The 18001-nt window shown below is 71.3% G+C and carries 16 protein-coding genes; 10 read left to right on the top strand and 6 right to left on the bottom strand.

Features of this window, described 5'->3' with window-relative positions; all coding sequences use genetic code 11:
* Positions 1-113: 113 nt before the first annotated feature.
* The 3 genes from QRN27_RS05630 to QRN27_RS05620 all read left to right on the top strand — a co-directional run bounded on the left by QRN27_RS05630 (position 114) and on the right by QRN27_RS05620 (position 5688).
* Positions 114-1670 (top strand): amino acid permease, encoded by a 1557-nt coding sequence (locus QRN27_RS05630; RefSeq protein ID WP_285041057.1) that lies wholly within the window; start codon positions 114-116, stop codon positions 1668-1670.
* A gap of 161 nt (positions 1671-1831) precedes the next feature.
* Positions 1832-2380, top strand: a complete 549-nt coding sequence (gene pyrE, locus QRN27_RS05625) for an orotate phosphoribosyltransferase (protein WP_056008912.1) — start codon at positions 1832-1834, stop codon at positions 2378-2380.
* On the top strand, positions 2380-5688 hold the full coding sequence (locus QRN27_RS05620; RefSeq protein WP_285041056.1) for a hypothetical protein: 3309 nt from the start codon (positions 2380-2382) through the stop codon (positions 5686-5688). Before pyrE ends, QRN27_RS05620 begins: the two co-directional genes overlap by 1 nt.
* A gap of 63 nt (positions 5689-5751) precedes the next feature.
* Here QRN27_RS05620 and QRN27_RS05615 read toward each other — a convergent pair whose 3' ends face one another.
* Both QRN27_RS05615 and QRN27_RS05610 read right to left on the bottom strand, forming a co-directional pair.
* On the bottom strand, positions 5752-6792 hold the full coding sequence (locus tag QRN27_RS05615) for a zinc-dependent alcohol dehydrogenase family protein (RefSeq protein ID WP_285041055.1): 1041 nt from the start codon (positions 6790-6792) through the stop codon (positions 5752-5754).
* Positions 6793-6846: 54 nt separating this feature from the next.
* Positions 6847-7641: an HAD-IIA family hydrolase gene (locus QRN27_RS05610; RefSeq protein ID WP_056008903.1), complete on the bottom strand. Its 795-nt coding sequence runs from the start codon at positions 7639-7641 to the stop codon at positions 6847-6849.
* A 162-nt stretch (positions 7642-7803) separates the two neighbouring features.
* Here QRN27_RS05610 and QRN27_RS05605 point away from each other — a divergent pair, with 162 nt between their 5' ends.
* Together QRN27_RS05605 and QRN27_RS05600 are read left to right on the top strand one after the other, a co-directional pair.
* Positions 7804-8418: a TrmH family RNA methyltransferase gene (locus QRN27_RS05605; protein WP_285041402.1), complete on the top strand. Its 615-nt coding sequence runs from the start codon at positions 7804-7806 to the stop codon at positions 8416-8418.
* Positions 8419-8672: 254 nt separating this feature from the next.
* A complete protein-coding gene (locus QRN27_RS05600) occupies positions 8673-8993 on the top strand; it encodes a hypothetical protein (protein ID WP_285041054.1) in 321 nt (106 codons plus the stop codon).
* A 410-nt stretch (positions 8994-9403) separates the two neighbouring features.
* Here the strand turns inward: QRN27_RS05600 and QRN27_RS05595 are convergent, their stop codons facing one another.
* The 3 genes from QRN27_RS05595 to QRN27_RS05585 all read right to left on the bottom strand — a co-directional run bounded on the left by QRN27_RS05595 (position 9404) and on the right by QRN27_RS05585 (position 12657).
* Positions 9404-11281 (bottom strand): YhgE/Pip family protein, encoded by a 1878-nt coding sequence (locus QRN27_RS05595; protein WP_285041053.1) that lies wholly within the window; start codon positions 11279-11281, stop codon positions 9404-9406.
* 70 nt (positions 11282-11351) lie between these two features.
* Complete coding sequence (locus QRN27_RS05590) at positions 11352-12008, bottom strand: P-loop NTPase family protein (protein WP_285041052.1); 657 nt, start codon at positions 12006-12008, stop codon at positions 11352-11354.
* Entirely contained in the window at positions 11998-12657 is a 660-nt protein-coding gene (locus QRN27_RS05585; RefSeq protein ID WP_285041051.1) for a TetR/AcrR family transcriptional regulator, read from the bottom strand. The genes QRN27_RS05590 and QRN27_RS05585 overlap by 11 nt, the downstream gene beginning before the upstream one ends.
* 125 nt (positions 12658-12782) lie before the next feature.
* Between QRN27_RS05585 and QRN27_RS05580 the strand changes: the two genes are divergently transcribed.
* On the top strand, positions 12783-13259 hold the full coding sequence (locus tag QRN27_RS05580) for a DUF3151 domain-containing protein (protein ID WP_285041050.1): 477 nt from the start codon (positions 12783-12785) through the stop codon (positions 13257-13259).
* A gap of 95 nt (positions 13260-13354) precedes the next feature.
* Here the strand turns inward: QRN27_RS05580 and QRN27_RS05575 are convergent, their stop codons facing one another.
* The gene (locus QRN27_RS05575) at positions 13355-14107 is read right to left on the bottom strand and encodes an HAD-IIB family hydrolase (RefSeq protein WP_285041049.1); all 753 of its coding nucleotides are present in this window, start codon (positions 14105-14107) and stop codon (positions 13355-13357) included.
* Between the two features lie 251 nt (positions 14108-14358).
* On the opposite strand from QRN27_RS05575, the gene QRN27_RS05570 reads away from it, so the two are divergent.
* The 4 genes from QRN27_RS05570 to QRN27_RS05555 are packed head-to-tail and all read left to right on the top strand — an operon-like array spanning position 14359 to position 17806.
* The gene (locus tag QRN27_RS05570) at positions 14359-15645 is read left to right on the top strand and encodes an adenylosuccinate synthase (protein WP_056008884.1); all 1287 of its coding nucleotides are present in this window, start codon (positions 14359-14361) and stop codon (positions 15643-15645) included.
* A gap of 25 nt (positions 15646-15670) precedes the next feature.
* The gene (locus tag QRN27_RS05565) at positions 15671-15964 is read left to right on the top strand and encodes a winged helix-turn-helix transcriptional regulator (protein ID WP_285041048.1); all 294 of its coding nucleotides are present in this window, start codon (positions 15671-15673) and stop codon (positions 15962-15964) included.
* A 42-nt stretch (positions 15965-16006) separates the two neighbouring features.
* The gene (locus QRN27_RS05560; RefSeq protein ID WP_285041047.1) at positions 16007-17122 is read left to right on the top strand and encodes a lactonase family protein; all 1116 of its coding nucleotides are present in this window, start codon (positions 16007-16009) and stop codon (positions 17120-17122) included.
* A gap of 45 nt (positions 17123-17167) precedes the next feature.
* Positions 17168-17806 carry a GNAT family N-acetyltransferase gene (locus QRN27_RS05555; RefSeq protein ID WP_285041046.1) on the top strand — a complete coding sequence of 213 codons (639 nt, stop codon included), beginning with the start codon at positions 17168-17170 and terminating at the stop codon, positions 17804-17806.
* The last annotated feature ends 195 nt before the right edge of the window (positions 17807-18001 follow it).

Here is an 18001-nt window from a genome sequence, read left to right as displayed (position 1 = left end):
CTGCCACAAAGGTATGTACACGCGACCATTGCAGGTCCTATAGTCGGGCCAACCGATCTGAGGACGTTGTGCGGGCCCGACGAGCGCGCAACCCGAGCGAACAGGACCTGTCGATGGCCAACGAAACGCGCAAGATCTCCGGGGTGACCTACACCGCGGCCGGTGAGGGCTACTTCGAGAAACGCAGCTTGAAACGATCCGCCGGCGTGTGGGGGCTCTGGGGCCTCGCCGTCGCGGCGGTCATCTCCGGAGACTTCTCCGGCTGGAACTTCGGCATCGACTTCGCCGGGTTCGGCGGCATGCTCATCGCCTTCATCATCCTCGTGGCGATGTACTACGGCATGATCTTCTCGATCGGGGAGATGGCCGCGGCCATGCCCCACACAGGCGGTGCGTACTCCTTCGCGAGAGCGGCGATGGGTCCGCTCGGCGGCTTCGTCACCGGCCTCGCCGAGACGATCGAGTACGTCGCCACGACCGCGGTGATCGTGTACTTCTCGGCCTCCTACGCCGACGCCATCACGAGCGAGCTCCTCGGGTTCTCGATGCCGTCTCCGGTCTGGTGGGCGATCCTCTACATCGCCTTCATCGCGCTGAACTCCGCCGGTGCGAGCATCTCCTTCCGCTTCGCGATCGTCGTCTCGATCATCTCCATCGGCATCCTGCTCGTCTTCTCGGCCATGGCGGTCTTCTCCGGCCAGTTCGCGTGGGCGAACCTCTTCGACATCGCGCCCGACCCCGGGCAGACGGAGTTCCTGCCGCACGGCGTGCTCCCGATCCTGTTCGCCCTGCCGTTCGCCATGTGGTTCTTCCTCGGCATCGAGGAGCTGCCGCTCGCTGCGGAGGAGTCCCACAACCCCGCGCGCGACATCCCGAAGGCCGGCTTCTGGGCTCGGGGCACGCTCATCGTCACGGGCCTCCTCGTCCTGTTCCTCAACACCGGCGTGATCGGTGCCGAGGCGACGGGGACCGCGGGCGAACCGCTGCTCGACGGCTTCCGGGCCATCGTCGGTGACGGTGCCGCCGCCGTGCTCGCGCTGTTCGCGCTGATCGGCCTGCTCGCCTCGCTGCAGGGGATCATGTTCGCCTACGGGCGCAACATGTACTCGCTGTCGCGCGCCGGGTACTACCCGCGCTTCCTCTCCCTGACCGGCAAGCGGCAGACGCCGTGGGTCGCGCTCGTGGCCGGCGCCCTCATCGGGTTCGTGGCGCTCCTCATCGTGGAAGCAGCCGGCGGCTCGGGCGGTGTGGCCGGGGCGATCGTGCTCAACATCGCCGTCTGGGGCGCCGTGCTGGCGTACCTCATGCAGATGATCGCGTTCCTGCTGCTCCGGAAGAAGTTCCCGAACGCGAAGCGCCCCTACCTCAGCCCGTGGGGTGTTCCCGGTGCGGTCATCGCGGCCGTCATCGCCGCACTCATCTTCGTCGGCTTCCTCCTCAACCCGACGTTCCTGCCGGCGATCATCGCCATCGTCGTGGTCTACGTCGTCATGCTCGTCGCCTTCGCGGTCTGGGGGCGCCACCGCCTCGTCATGTCGCCGGAGGAGGAGTACGCGGTCTCCGGCGGTCTGCACGGCGACCCGGAGACCGAAGGCTACGGTGGCGCGACGGAGGCCGGACTCCTCGCGACCGACCCGCCTGAGCAGCCGGGGTCCGGCCCGGTGCGTTGACCCCCGGCCCCGCTTCCCCGTCTCAGGACGGTGGCGGCGTGGCCGCACCGAGCCCCGGCGAGTCGACCCCGACACGCCGGGGCTCTTCTGCGTCGAGGAGATCCGATGCCCCCATCCGGGCGACTGCGGTGATGGGGGTCACAGCTTGTAGACTCGTCGGCGTGACGGACGCACGAGCTCAGCTCATTGACCACATCTCGGCAGAAGCCGTGTTCCACGGTGACTTCACCCTGACGAGCGGCAAGAAAGCGACGTACTACGTCGACCTCCGCAAGGTGAGCCTCGACCACCGCGTCGCGCCGCTCATCGGCCAGGTCATGATCGACCTCATCGCCGACGTCCCCGACGTCTTCGCGGTCGGTGGGCTCACCATGGGGGCCGACCCCGTCGCCGCCGCGATCCTGCACCAGGGTGCCGCCCGCGGGCTGACGTACGACGCGTTCGTCGTCCGCAAGGAGCCCAAGGACCACGGCCGCGGCAAGCAGGTCGAGGGCCCGGACCTCCAGGGCAAGCGCGTGATCGTCCTCGAGGACACCTCGACCACGGGCGGCTCGCCGCTCAAGGCCGCCGAGGCACTCGAGAAGATCGGTGCCGAGGTCGTCGCCGTCGCCGTCGTCGTCGACCGCGCCACCGGTGCCCGCGAGATCATCGAGGCAGCCGGCTACCAGTACCTGGCCGCCATCGGCCTGGAAGACCTGGGACTCGCCTGATGTCCGGCGACGGGACCGACCGCGGCGGCTCCGGCCTGCCGGACGATTCGGCAGACGGAACCGACTGGCTCCTGTCGCAGCTCGACGCCGACGACACGGAGGCGATCGAGACCCAGGCGGACGACGACGAGGACGATCGACCGTCCGCGCCCCCCGTCGTCACCGGCCCCGTACCGGCTGAGACGCCCGCACCCGAGTCGGCCCCCGCTCCCGCCTGGACGCCCGCACCCGAGTCGGCCCCCGCTCCCGCGTGGACGCCCGTGTCCGAGACGACGCCGGTCGCCGAGCCCACTCCGGCGCCCCAGTCCACCCCGGTACCCGAATCCGCGTCCGCCGAGTCGGGCGCGCTCCGGCACCCGAACGCCCTGGAGCTGCCCGTCGTCCCGCCGACCCCGGCCCCCGCGGCTCCGATCCCGCCGGCTCGCAACGAGCTCACGGTCGACACCGATTCCGTCCTCCAGCACGCTCCCGCCGGCACGTTCCGTCCCGCGCCGACCAACCCGGTCGTCCTCCCACCCGTCGACGACGAGCCCTGGAGTCTCGGCACGAGCGACGACGATGCGCAACCGGCCGCGGAAGACGTCTCGACGATGGCCCTGCCTACGGCGCGGGCCCTCGCCGCTGATGATCCCGAGGCCTGGGCGGCGGTCGACGCGGAGCACGCGGCCCCGGCGACCGACACCCCGGCGCGCCCGAGGGGCTTCGACACGGCGCCGGACGCCGAGCCGGCAGCGCCGCAGCCCGTCGACCCGGCGCAGCCTGCTTATGCACCGCAGCCCGCCGATGCACCGCAGCCTGCCGCCGCGTCGTTCGGCGCGCAGCCGGTCGAGCCGGCCTTCGCCCCTGTGGATGGGGGCTCGGACGACGACCTCCCGGAGGGTTCCTGGAGCCTCTCCGAGACCTTCGGTGACGACGTGCTCGGCGGGGAGACCGTCGAGGTCCGCGACCGCTCCACCGACGCCGCCCCCGACCAGGCCTCCACAGCCGACGACGCCACGGCCTCCGCTCCGCGGACCGACCCGCTCGCCTGGCTCACGGAGCCGTTCGGCGAGACGTTCGGCGCGAACCAGACGTCACCGGCTGCCCAGTCGGCCGATGCTGTCGATCCGGTCGACACGGACGCGGCTCCCGAGTCGGCTGCCGCCTCCGACCCGATCGCGGCGCAGCCCTGGCCGGTCGAGGCCGAGTCGCTCACCGACGCCGTCGGCACGGACGCGGCTTCCGAGCCGGTCGATGTCGTCGACGACTCCCTCGCCGCGCAGCCCGCCCCGATCGAGCCCGAGCCGGTCACCGAACCGGCACCGGACGCCACCGCAAGCTCCGCGCCCGTCACGCCTGCCGCCCCGTTCCGCTGGGACACGGTCGTCGCCGCGCCGGCGCCGGACGCGCCGAGTGCACCGGCCGAGGTGCCGTGGCCCGAGACGGTGCCGGACGCCTCCGCCGAACCACTCGACGAGACACGGCCCTTCGACAGCCTCGGTGGCCCCGGGTTCTCCGCCCTCGGTGGCGCGGCTGCAGACCAGCCGTTCCCGGTCGACCCCGAGCCCGTCGCCACGGACGGATCCGCCGGCACCGACGCCCCGGTGGACGACGCGGCCACGGAGACCTCTGAGGTCCCGCCCGCCTTCGGCCCGCCGACGCCTCAGGCCGAGCGCTCCATCACCGAACTCATCTCCCTCGACGGCGTGCAGCCCGAGCCGACGGTCAGCCCCTTCGGGAGCGCGCCCTTTGTCTGGGACCTGGCTCCCAACGACGCACTCGACCCCCTCGTGCACGCCGCTCCCACGACGCAGCCGATCCCCGTGCCCGCTGTGCAGTGGGAGGGCACCGACACACCTGCGGTCAGCGCCGAGTCGCCGTCGGAGCTCGCCCTCGAGGGCGAGGTCCCCGATGCGGCGTTCATCGCCGGCGACGTGCAGCCGTTCGCTCCCGGCCTCGCCGCGGAGACCCTCGGCCGCCCGCTCGTCGACGGCCCGGGCGACGAGTTCGCGAGCTGGCGCGACGACGCGGTCGATGACGCCGACTCGGACACGCCTCCCGTGATCCCCGCCGCGAACGACACGGTCGACCTGTTCCCGACGCTGTCGCTCGGTGGACTCGACGCGAGCCTGGATGCCGCAGCCGCAGCCGGTGGTCTCGGCGTCCTCGGATCCGCGGGCTCGATCTCTGCGGCCGACCTCCACGAGCGGACATCCGACGACGACGAGGGTGCGGATGCCTCCGTCGACGCACCCGCGTCGCCGACGGACGATGCCCCGCCGGCCACGCCGGCCGAGCCGGCCGAGTTCGCGGTCGACCCGGAGGAACTCGACGACGAGTTCGACGAGGAGATCGTCCAGTTCGACGCGGTCCCGCTGTCCGCGGCCGCCGCCACGCCGTTGCCGTCCTTCGCGCCCGATGCGCCCGATGCCGAAGCAGCAGACGCCGACGCGACCGACACCGGTGCACGCGACGCCGACACGACGGCCGCCACCGAGCCCGAGCCCGTCAGCGAGGAGCTGCGGCTCGAGTCGCTGTTCGACGTCGGCCCCGACACCGAGACGGTGGAGGTCCCGGTGCCCGACAACGAGCCGTCCGACACCGAGCCGTCCGACACCGAGCCGACGGATGGTCCGGCCTCGGACGCTCCGACGACATCGTCCGATTCCCTCGCGGACGCCTTCGCCGCCGAGGGCGGATGGTCGCTGCAGACGGACGCCGTCGCCGATCCGGAACCAGCTCCCGCCGAGGCCACGGTGCCGGGCGTCGAGGACGCGACGGATCCGGTCGAGCGCAGCGACGACGACGGCTCTGACGATGTCACCGCAGGCGAGCACGGAGCCGGTCCGGCACCCGCATACGGTGCGGCTCTGGGCGCGCACGCCGCCGCCGTCCCGTCGCAGGGTCCGGCCACGCACCCCGTGCAGACGGCCCCTGCCGCGCTGCCCGGTGAGACGGTCGCCTTCCCCGAGCTCGACGGCTCGAACGGCTTCGTGACCCCGGCCGCGGCCGCAGGGATCGTCGGTGCTTCTCTGCCACCGCAGCCCACGACCGCACCGTCCCCGACGCAGCAGCCCGCCACGTCGACGTCGGTCCCGGATCGCGACCTCCCCGAATACCGGGGCGAAGCGCTCGACCAGAGCATCCCGAAGGCGCTCCTCTGGGCGGTCGTCGGGCTCGGTGCGGCGGTCCTCCTACTCCTCGCGTTCTACTTCGGCACCCTCGTCGGCGCGGCGAACGCGGCCGGTGCGTCGGATGCGGCGGGAGTCACCCCGCAGCCGACGGTGTCGTCCCTCTCCTCGGACACGTCCGAGGAGGGTTCCGCCTGACGCTCGCCCGTCGAGCGCAGCACACGCGTCGGGCGGGCAGGGTGAGCGCGGCCGCGGCCCTGCTCAGGCGACGTCGATGACCGTCACGCCCGTCGACCGGTCGCCGGACGCGAGGGCGACGAGCGCCGACGGTGCCTCGTCCAGGCCGATGCGGTGCTCGATGAGGTCCTGCGGGCGCAGCGCGCCGCTCGCGACGAGGTCGAGCAGCTCGCGGTAGTCGGATGCCGGCATGCCGTGGCTGCCGTGCAGGGAGAGCTCCTGGGCGATGATCCGCGGCATGGGGAGCGTCGGCTCGGAGGAGAACAGCCCGATCTGCACTTGGCGTCCCAGGGGTGCGAGCGCCAGAAGACTCAGCCGCATCGTGGACTCCCGGCCGAGGGCCTCGACCGAGACCTGGACGCCGCCCGGGCTGACCTCGGCGATGCGCGCGAGCACGCCGGCCTCGTCGAGCCCATTGGAGTCGATCGTGTGCGCGACGCCGATCGACCTGGCGCGGGCGAGGGCTGCGGCGTCGATGTCGACGGCGATGACCTCGGCACCCAGCGCCACCCCGATCATCGCGGCACTCAGCCCGACGCCACCGCAGCCGACGACGAGCAGGCGCTCACCGCTGCGCAGCGCGGCCCGGTGTACGAGCCCCCTGAACGCCGTCGCGAAACGGCAGCCGAGGAGGGCTGCGGCGCCCGCGTCGAGCGACTCCGGTACGGGGATGAGGTTGACGTCCGCATCGTGCAGGGCGACGAGTTCGGCGTACGACCCCCAGTGGGTGAAGCCGGGCTGCGTCTGGTTCGGGCAGACCTGGCCGTTGCCGGCGAGGCATTCGGCACAACGGCCGCACGCGCACACGAAGGGGACGGTGACGCGGTCTCCGACCTGGAACCGTTCGACCAGTGGCCCGACGGCTTGGACCCGCCCGACGAGTTCGTGACCGGGCACCTGCGGGAGGGCGATCCCGTCGTCGTGGCCGAGCCACCCGTGCGCGTCGCTCCGGCACAGGCCGGTCGTCTCCACGCGCACGACCACGCCGGCGTCGGAGGGTTGCGGATCCGGGACCTCCCGGACGGTCGGCTCGGTGCTGAACTGGTCGTAGACGACGGCGCGCATGGGCGATCCTCGAAGCTGGGGGAGTGGGTCGGTGTGGCTGCGGAAGGGGCTGGACTAGATCTCGACCTCGACGGGGTCGGTCACGAGGTCGATGACCCCGCTGAGGATCTCGTTCGGCCGGAACGGGTAGCGGTTGATCTCGGCCTCGTCGCTGATGCCCGTGAGGACGAGGATCGTGTGGAGACCCGCCTCGATGCCCGCGACGATGTCGGTGTCCATGCGGTCGCCGATCATGCCCGTGTTCTCCGAGTGCGCGCCGATCTTGTTGAGGGCGGAGCGGAACATCATCGGGTTGGGCTTGCCGACCACGTACGGCTCCATACCGGTCGCCTTCGTGATGAGCGCCGCGATCGCGCCGGTCGCCGGCAGCGGGCCGTCCTTGCTCGGCCCGGTGGCATCCGGGTTCGTGACGATGAACCGCGCGCCGCCGGCGATGAGTCGGATCGCCTTCGTGATGGCCTCGAACGAGTAGTTGCGGGTCTCACCGACGACGACGTAGTCGGGGTTCGTCTCCGTCATCGTGAAGCCGGCCTCGTGGATGGCGGTGGTGATCCCGGCCTCGCCGATGACGAAGGCCGATCCGCCCGGCTCCTGCTCGGCGAGGAAGGCAGCCGTGGCGAGGGCGGAGGTCCAGATGAACTCCTCCGGCACGTCGAGGCCGGAGGCGCGCAGGCGGGCACTCAGGTCGCGCGGGGTGAAGATCGAGTTGTTGGTGAGCACCAGGAAGGGCGTCCGCTGGTCCTGCCACTGCTGCAGAAGTGCTGCTGCACCTGGGAGGGCGTGGTTCTCGTGGACGAGCACCCCGTCCATGTCGGTGAGCCAGCACTCGACCTCGTCGCGACGTGACATGCGTTCCTCCAGGTGGTTCGAGCGGGCCGAGGGAGCGGCGCGCCTCATGGGGTGGCGCGGCGTCGGGCCCGGATCTCCAGTGTGGCACGGCGCGGGTAGGGTTGGCTGGTGCCAGAGACCCCGCCCAGCCAGGAAGATCCGGCCGTCCACCCCGCCGATCCCGTGGCACCCGCGAGCCAGAGCGGCGTCGGTCCGTGGCAGGGGGACTGGCCTGCGGAGCCCTGGTACGACGAGGCACTCCTGCGCGACGGTGACACCCGCAACGTCGTCGACCGGTACCGCTACTGGACGATGGAGGCCATCGTCGCCGACATCGACGAGCACCGTCACCCGTTCCACGTCGCCATCGAGAACTGGCAGCACGACATGAACATCGGGTCGATCGTGCGCACCGCCAACGCGTTCGCCGCCGACACCGTGCACATCGTGGGTCGACGTCGCTGGAACAAGCGCGGGGCGATGGTCACCGACCGCTACCAGCACGTCGAATACCACGCCGACGTCGCGGGCCTCGTCGCCTGGGCGCGCGACGCGGGGCTACCGATCATCGCGATCGACAACGTCCCCGGTTCGGTCCCGATCGAGACCACCAGCCTCCCCGAGCGATGCATCCTGCTGTTCGGACAGGAGGGCCCCGGTCTGTCGTCGGAGGCGATCGCCGCCGCCGATGCGGTGCTCGAGATCACGCAGTTCGGCTCGACGAGATCGATCAACGCGTCCGCTGCAGCGGCCGTCGCGATGCACGCGTGGGTCATGCAGCACGTGTCCTTCGACTGACGTCGACAGGGTTGTCCCCCGTCCGCGGGTGGTTCCGAGGGATGCCCCTATGCGTTCCTCAGGAACACCTCAAGATTCCCTCAATTGCGGACGTAGTCCCCCAAAGTGCCGACACGGACCGGCATACTTTGTATCGGAGCAATGCTCCACCGCTGAACCCGAATCCCTCCCGGCACCCGAAGCCACTGAGGGCCACCGCACGGACCCGAATCCGTGCGGTGCGCATCGGCGGTCACCCGAAGGATGAACTGAAGATGAAGCACAGCTCCGCCCTGGGAGTCTCGCCCGAACGAGGATCCCGCCCGTCCCTGGTCCGAGGCGTCACCGCGCTCGCCGTCCCCGCTGCCCTCGCTGTCGCCCTCCTGGTGGGCGTCGCTGCGCCGGCTCAGGCGGACACCCGCGCCGACGACACCTCGGTGTCGATCAGCGCGACGCAGACCGGCCCGAGCGAGCTCATCGCCCCGGCCGGTGCGTTGTTCGCCTCGCTCCTCATCTGGGGTGCTGGCGCCGCATTCGCGACCCGTCGTCGGATGCTCGCCGAACAGCGCGAGGAGGCGTCGCTGATCCCCTTCTGATCAGCACGCGTCGTACCTGCACCTGATCGCGGTGGCCCGAACCGCCGCGATCGTGTGCGCCCAGACGGAACAGCACCGTTCCGTCGCACCGGTGGCCGCCGGGAGTCCCCCCACTCCCGGCGGCCTCCGGTGTTTCCGGGGAAGGCCTGAGGGGTTCCGCCCGCTCGTGACCAGTTCCGAGGAATCTGCCGCATTCCGCGTCATGATCGCTCGCTCCGTCGATCACTCAAGGGAGCGAGACGACGGCGGGCGCACCCGAACCCGATCGAGGTCGCGCTCTTCCCGCCGTCAGCGATCGATGCCCGACCCGAATGGGCGTCGCACGGAAGCGGCGAACCACGCGCGCCGGAGCGTCGTCCCCACCCGAGGACGACGCTCCGACGCGGATTCCGCCGCGTCCGGCCCGACCGCTAGCCGATGAGGCTGGGGCGGAGATCGCGCAGGGTCCTGGCGTGCGTCATCCGGGTGACCCCGATGGCGGAGAGGCTCAGCGCGATCGCCAGCCATGCGAGCAATACGCCGGCGTCCTGCAAGGCCGCGTCCATCCGACCCCCGTACATCAGCTGCCGCATGCCGTCGACGGCGTACGACATCGGGAGCACGTGGTGGAGCGCGGCGAGCGGGGCCGGCAGGGTTTGCCAGGGGAACGTGCCGCCGGCGGTGACGAGTTGGGCCACCATGAGCACGAGCCCGAGGAACTGGCCGACACTGCCGAACCACACGTTCAGGGTGAGGATGATCGCGGCGAACGTCAGCGAGGCGAGCGCCATCATCCCGTAGGTGCCGAGCGGGTTGTGGACCTCGAAGTGGAGGGCGCCCGCGAGGATGCCGAACAGGGCGACCATCTGGATCGTGCCGAGGAGGCCAGGCGTCAGCCAGCCGGCGACCGTCACCTTGATCGGGCTGTGGAGGGCGGTGATCGCTCGGCGTGACACCGGCTTGACGATGAGGAAGAGGGCGTAGATGCCGATCCAGGCGGCGAGGCTCACGAAGAACGGGGCGAGTCCGGCGCCATAGGTGCCTGCACTCGTCACCGAGGCGTTGGTCAGCTTCACCGGGTCGGCGATCGTCTTCGCCTGCAGCGTGCGGGAGTCCGGTGTGGTCGCCGGGATCGCGTCGGCGCCAGACTGCAATCCGTCGCGGAGGGTGACGATGCCGTCGCGCAGCGTGCCGAGGCCCGTCTGCAGGGTGGTGAGGCCGGTCTGCAGCGATGCCGCGCCGTCGGCGGCCTGCTGCGTCCCGGCGGCGAGTGCGGGCATGGCGTTGCTCAGGGTCCTGGCACCACCTGCGACCTGCTGGGCGCCGCTGTTCAGCTGGTCGACCTGGGCCACGACGGTCTGGACCCGCTCGTTCGCCGTAGAGGCGTCGGCCGCCACCGGGTCGAGGAGGGCGAGGACCTGGGCGATCTGCTCGGGGGTGAAGCCGTTCTCCGTCAGGGTCTGCGTGATCTGTGCACGCGCCGTGGGGATGGAGTTCACGAGCCGTTGGGCGGCCGCGCCGACCTCGTCGCCCTTGCCGGCGAGGGTCGAGGTGCCGGCGGCGACCTGCTCGGCCCCCGACGCCAGCTGGTCCGTCTGGGCGGGCAGGCTGGCGGTGCCGGCGGCGATCTGCGCCGTGCCCGACGCGAGGGTCGCCGCGCCGGCCTGGGCGGTCCCAGCGCCGTCGAAGGCCTGCTGGGCGCCGTCGGCCAGCTGCGTGGCGCCAGACGTGGCGTCGACGAGCTTGGTCTTGATGGTGTCGAGGGCGGTGAGGAACCGACCGGCGGCCTGGCGGTTGACGGTCTGCACGATCGTCGCCTTGATCTGCTTGACCGCCTGCTCGCCGATCGTCGTCGCCAGGTAGCTGTTCGCGTCGTTCGTCGTGAGCTGGACCGTCGCCTGTCGCGGGGCGTCGCCGGACGCGGAGGTCAGGGAGGTCGAGAAGTCCGCGGGGATCGTGACGCTGAAGTCGAACGTCCCGTCGTTCACGCCCCGGGCGGCGTCGGCCGCGCTGACCTCGTGCCAGGCGAAGGAACCGTCCTCGATGAGCTGCTCGGCGATGTCGTCGCCGTAGTTCTCCGTCTCACCCGTCGCGTCGCCGGTGGTGTCGTCGGTCGCCGGCGCACCGGAGTCCTCGACGACGAGTGCCACGGGCACCTGGTCGAGCTTCGCGTACGGGTCCTGGTTGGCCCACAGGTACAGGCCGCCGTAGAGCAGCGGCACGCACATGAGGGCGACGAGGGCGAGGCGCGACATGGGGGTCGCCCACAGGCGGGAGAGTTCGGCGCGGATCATCGCGAAGATCTTCACAGGAGGTCCTTCTGGGGACGGGTGGTGCTGGCGGAGGGGAAAGTGGGGCGAGGTCGGCGCACGCGGTGCGTCATGACCAGTCCTGCTGGAAGAGGGGGACGAGTTCGTCCGTGGCGTTCTCGGAGACGGGTGCGTCCGACATGGCGTTGATCGCGGTGGCCGAGGCGTCTCCGGCGATGACGAGGACGCCGTAGCCGCGGGACGCGAGCCGGCGGGCGATCGTCCACCAGCCGAGCGGATCGCCGCCGTGCCGGTCGGGGGAGACGAGGACGAGCGCGGTCACGTCTTCGCGGAGGACCGCGAGTTCGGTGAGCAGGCGCACACGCTCGGTCGGCGCGACGGTGGAGATCGGCTGCTTCGCGAGCGAGGCGAGGCCGAGGGAGTCGAGGAGTCTCGCGACGGCGAAGGGGTGGCTCGCGCGACCGGCGAACATGAGTTCCTCGGCGACGACACCGGCGACCGCGACGCCGCTGGCGGGTTCGGAGACGTCGGGCGCGTCGATCAGGGCGATCGTGCGGCGCATCGTCTTGCGGTCGGTCGTGCCGTCGACGAGCACGGTGCCGGTGTCGGGCTTCATGCGCCCGGAGGCGATGAGCCCGAGGACGGTCGGGCGCTGCTCGGTCTCGGCGCGGGCGAAGGTCGCTTCACCGGTCCGGAAGGAGAGCGAGGTCGGTTCGAGGACGATGCCGCCCTTGCCCTTCGAGACGCCGTCGAGTTCAACGCGCATGGGTGGTCTCCTCGTGGGTGTGGGTGGCTGCGCGATCGGCGACGGCGCTCGCGTCCTGCCAGGAGAGGCCGACCGCGCCGAGGGTGGCGAGCATGACGAGCCGGCGACCGGCGTCGGTCGAGAGCTCGGAGCGGCTCGCCTCCTCCAGGACGCCGATCGCGGTGCTCTCGACGAGTCGGGCCAGGATGTCGGCGTCGATGTCCGGACGGATGGAGCCGTCGGCGATCCCGGCCTGGACGGTGTGCAGGAGCAGCGTGCGGACCGGCTCGAGGGCCGCTGCCGTGACGGCGCGCAGCGGGCCGCGAACAGCGAGCGGCGCCATGATGCGCACGTGGTCGACCTGGGCCCAGAGGACGTCGCCGATGAGCGCGATCGTCGTGAGCGGGTCGTCGCCGCGGACGGCCGTGATCGAGGAGGCCACGCGTTCGGCGCCCGCCACGACGACGGCGTTGACGAGCTCGTCGCGGGTGGCGAAGTGCCCGTAGACCGAGCGGCGGGTGAGACCGGCGGCCGCCGCGATCGTCTCGAGGCTCGCGTCCGGGTCGCTGCGGAGGGCGAGGCGGGCGGCCTCGAGCAGTGCGACGCGGTTCTCGGTGGCGTCCCGGCGCGGTGCCCGGGGTGGGCTCGGCGGCACTTCGGTGGTGGTCATGACAGCGATCGTACTATCTTGCACAGCAGTGTGCAATATCGTTCGTGACGCATGCGGCGAGCTCTCAGCGAGGGCTGCCAGCTTCCTCTCACGCCGGTCCCGGACAACGGAGCTATGGTTGAACGATGACCGGTGAGAATCTCATGGCAACCCCTCCGACACTGCTGCCGGACGACAGCGCCACCGACGCCGAGTTCCACGCGGCGATCGGTTCGATCGAAGCGCTGGCCGAGCTCCTCGCAGCCCACCCTCGCTCATCGCTCGGCTGGGCCCTGCTCGCCGACGCGGTCCACGACCCGCAGTCGCCGATCCCCGGCTACGCGGCAGCGCGCGTCGGCTACCACCGGGGCCTCGACTCCCTCCGCGCCGCCGGCTGGCGCGGCCAGGGGCCGATCCCGTGGTCGCACGCCCCGAACCGCGGCGTGCTGCGGTCGCTCTATGCCCTGCGCCGCTCCGCGAAGGCGATCGGCGAGACGGAGGAGGTCGAGCGACTCGACACCTTCCTGCGCGAGGCCGACCCGACGGCGTCCGAGGAGATCGAGTACCTCGTCGCCGCAGCCGCACCGCCCACCTCGGCGATCGTCATCCTCGGCTCCGACTAGCCCTTCGACAGGCTCAGGGACCGGGCGGGACCGGGGCACGGCTCAGGGGCCGGGGCGCAGCTCGGGAACCCGCAACACGCTCTCGGACCGACGCCCTACAGGCCGAGCGACTCCAGGTATGCGGCCGTGTCCTGCCATCCGTGGACCGCGACGGACGGCACGCCCAGGGCGAGCACGGGGTAGTCGTTGCCACCCTCGTCGAGGCGGTCTCCCACGAACACCATCTCCTCGAGCGGGATGCCGGTGTGCTCGGCGAGCCGGGTCATGCCGAAGGCCTTGTCGACCCCCGCCATCGTGATGTCGACCGACGTGGATCCGCCGGAGCGCACCTCCAGGTCGGGCAGCAGCGCCTGCACCGCGGAACGCAGCGACTCCTTCTTGGTGCCGTCCGGGTCCCAGGCCGTCTTCTCGGCGACCGGTGCGGCCTGCCCGAGTGCGGAGAAGGTGATCTGCGAACCACGGTCCTCGAGGATCGGGCCCCAGGTCTCCTCCGCCCAGAGGCCGAGTCGCTTCGCCTCGGTCTCGAGGGCGCCCATCGCGCGGGCCTTCTGGTCGTCGCTCAGGTCGTGCCGGTAGACGGTCGTCCACGCGGTGCCGTCGAAGCGGTCGTAGCGGGTGCCGCACGTGGGCATGAGGTGGAGGCGTCCGAGGGCCTCTGGAGAGGCGGCGCCGATCCGGTCGAGGACCTGGTTCTGGAACTGGACGATCTGGCCACCGGAGATGATGCACGCGGAGGTGCGCTCGAGGAGCGCGACGAACAGCTCGGCCATGCGAGGGTCGAGCGCGGACTTCGACGGGGCGAGGGTGTCGTCGAGATCGAAGGCGACGAGGCGCGGCAGGGAGGTCATGGATTCCGTTCGGTCGGTCGGGAGGTCGGTCGTCGAGGGCGATCGGCGTGCGGGACGGCCGGCCGGGGCCTGAGCATCCCATCATGGTATCGAGCGCGGGCCGGAACTCGATGCCCGAGACCCGGCTCCGGTACGATGGACGGGTGCGTGCACGAGACGCCCGCCCGCAGAGGGTGGGCGTCCGGCCTGTCAGGGCTGGGTTCCTCCGGGGTCCGCCGGGCACACGAGAATCCGGAAGGGGCGGCATCCAGATGCCAGCAATCGTGATCGTCGGCGCCCAGTGGGGCGACGAAGGCAAGGGGAAGGCCACCGACCTGCTCGGTGACCGCATCGACTACGTCGTGAAGTTCAACGGCGGCAACAACGCGGGGCACACGGTCGTCATCGGCGACGAGAAGTACGCCCTGCACCTCCTGCCGTCCGGCATCCTGACGAACGGCGTCGTGCCCGTCATCTCCAACGGTGTCGTCATCGACATCGAGGTGCTGTTCCACGAGCTCGAGGCACTGCAGGCCCGCGGGATCGACGTCTCGCGCCTGCTGGTGAGCGCCAACGCGCACGTCATCACCCAGTACCACCGCACCATCGACAAGGTGACGGAGCGCTTCCTCGGCAAGCGCCAGATCGGCACCACCGGCCGCGGCATCGGCCCGGCCTACGCCGACAAGATCAACCGGGTCGGCATCCGGATCCAGGACCTCTTCGACGAGAACATCCTGCGCCAGAAGGTCGAAGGCGCGCTCGACCAGAAGAACCACCTCCTCGTGAAGGTCTTCAACCGCCGGGCGATCACGGTCGACGAGATCGTCGCCGACCTGCTCGCGTACGCCGAGCGCCTGCGCCCCATGGTCGCCGACACCGCCCTCGTGCTGAACGAGGCACTCGACGAGGGCAAGATCGTCCTCTTCGAGGGCGGCCAGGCCACGATGCTCGACGTCGACCACGGCACCTACCCCTTCGTCACCTCGTCGAACGCCACCTCGGGCGGCGCGGCCACCGGTTCCGGTGTCGCACCGAACCGACTCGACCGCGTCATCGGCATCGTGAAGGCGTACACTACGCGCGTCGGTGCCGGTCCGTTCCCGACCGAGCTGTTCGACGAGTCCGGCGACTACCTGCGCTCGAAGGGCTTCGAGTTCGGCACCACGACGGGGCGCCCGCGCCGTGTCGGCTGGTACGACGCCCCGATCGCGCGGTACGCGGCACGCATCAACGGGGTCACCGACTTCGTCCTGACGAAGCTCGACATCCTCGACGACCTCGCCACCATCCCGGTCTGCGTCGCCTACGAGGTCGACGGCGTGCGGGTCGAAGAGGTGCCGGTCTCCCAGAGCGACTTCCACCACGCGGTCCCGATCTACGAGGAGTTCCCCGGCTGGCAGGAGGACATCACCGGTGTCCGCCGCTTCGAGGACCTGCCGAAGAACGCACAGGACTACGTGCTGGCGCTCGAGTCGATGAGTGGTTCGCGCATCTCCGCGATCGGCGTCGGCCCCGGCCGCGACGCGATCGTCGTGCGTCACGACCTCGTCGACTGAGCCGAGGACGAGCGTCGCGCCTGCCGTGGTGAACGAATCCGGTCAGCCGTCCCTGCCAGGGCTCCCGCCGGTCGAGGAGCTCTCGACCGGCGAGGTCCGGCCACGGCCGGCGGTGCGTCCCGCGCGTGACACCGGCACGCTCGACCCACGGGTCCGGCGTGCTCTGGCGACCCTCGACGACGACCCGGACCTCTCGCTCGTGACCCTCGCGAACGCCCTCGGCATCACGCGGGCGACGCTCATCCGGATCGTCAGGGAAGCGATCGGCATGAGTCCGAAGGAGTATGCGGCCGGGGTCCGAGCCCGCCGCTCCAGCTGATCCGACACCGGTGGGCGTCGGTGCAGGTGGGAGACTGTGGGGATGAGCGACGACACCCCTTACCTCCTCCTCGGTTCCTACACGGCTGAGGCCGACGGCACCGGTGCCGGGATCAGCCTGCTGCGGCAGGACGAGGCGGGCACCCTCCGGCTGGTGCAGTCCTCGGAGGCGCAGTCGCCGTCGTTCCTGACGCTGCACCCGACGCTCCCGATCGTCTACGCGGCGAGCGAGTCGACCGGCGCGGTGGAGGCGTTCAAGCGCTCCGGCGAGTTCGGCCTCGCACCGTTCGGCAAGCCCCTCGAAGCGGGCGAGGGCGTCTGCCATGTCGCGACCGTCCCGGGCGCCGACCTGCTCGTCGCGAGCTGTTACGGCGACGGTCGGGTGGTGTCCGTGCCGCTCGCGGACAACGCGGCGTTCGGAGGCGACCCACGGCTCGGGGAGGCGTCCGTCGACCCCTGGGCCTCACCCACCGCGCTCGCCGCCGAAGCCGCGGACGCCGGTGAGGACGCCCTGACGCTCCTCGCGCTGGAGGCCGCCGTCGGCGAGGCGCTTCCGTCCCGGCCGTCCCGTGCACACGCTTCCGCCCTCCTGCCCGACGGCCGGATCGCGACGACCGACCTCGGCCACGACACGGTCCGGATCTGGCAGCTGCGGGGGAGCCGGCTGGTCCTCGACCACACCGTCGTGTTCCCGCGCGGCACGGGTCCGCGGCACCTCGTCGTCCACCCGAGCGGTCATCTCCACGTCATCACCGAGTACTCGGTCGAGGTCTTCACCCTCGGAGTGGACGGGACGGACGGCCACTGGCACATCCTCGCGGCCACGGTCGCACCCGCGGAGGGGGTGTCGGAGGGCGACACGGGTGCCGAGATCAGCCTCGCCGCGTCGCGCGAGCAGCTGCACGTCGGGGTTCGGGGGAGCGACCGCATCGCCACCCTGCGCGTGACGGGCGACGGCTCGCGCGTGGAGGCCGTGGCCGACGTCGAGTGTGGCGGGACGATGCCGCGCCATCACCGGGAGTCGGGCCGCTTCCTGCATGTCGCGAACCAGCTGTCGAACGGCGTCGCGAGCTTCCGACTCGACGAACGCACGGGCGTCCCGACGACGCTGCTCGGCACCCTCGACGCGGGTTCGCCCACCTGCCTCATCCTGGCCTGACGTCGACATCATGGTGATCGGCTCGCCAGCGGATACGGTGGAACGGTGACCGCACGACGACCCGAACCCCAGCCGATCGACGGCCGGACCATCCGACTCGAACCGCTCGACCGCTCGCACTATCCCGAGCTGTTCACGGCGATCGCGCACCCTGAGGTGTTCGCCGGCGGGTACGGAGGCGGGCCGGAGGGCCTACCGACGACGCAGGCCGAGTTCGACGTCTTCGCCGACGGGTACTTCACGAGCGGCGTGCGCAACACCTACGTCATCCGACTCGTCGGTGGTGAGCACGACGGGCTCCTCGTCGGCACGTCCACGCTAGGCGACTTCGACGAGCCGGGGGAGGCCGCCCACCTCGGCTGGACGGCCTACGACCCGCGCGTCTGGGGCACCGCCGTCAACGCCGAGACGAAGCTGCTGCTCCTCGGGCTCGCCTTCGACGCGGGCTTCGGGCGGGTGAAGATCCAGGCCGACGAGCGCAACGAGCGCTCGCGCACCGCGATCCTGCGCCTCGGGGCCACTTTCGAGGGCCTCATCCGCCGCGACAAGCAGCGGGCGGACGGCACCTGGCGGACCACCGCCCTGTTCTCCGTGATCGCCGAGGAGTGGCCGGAGGTGCGGGCCGGTCTCGAGGAGCGTCTCGCCAGGAGCCCCGGGCCCGTCGCGCTCCGCCCTGGTCCCTGAGCCTGTTGAAGGGCGGTCCCTGCACCTCGACAGGCTCGGTGACCGACGGGCGGTGCCCCTCCCGGTCCCTGAGCCCACCCCCGCCGGTCCCTGAGCCTGTCGAAGGGCACTGTTCACCCGCGAGACACCGCGCGGTCCCGATCGCGCTACGTCGCGACCCTAGCTTGTCCTCCAGACGACGGACGCGGTATCCGA

Source organism: Plantibacter sp. LMC-P-059a, assembly GCF_030209505.1.
Classification (GTDB): Bacteria; Actinomycetota; Actinomycetes; order Actinomycetales; family Microbacteriaceae; genus Plantibacter.
This window is presented reverse-complemented; position numbering and strand designations above follow the sequence as displayed.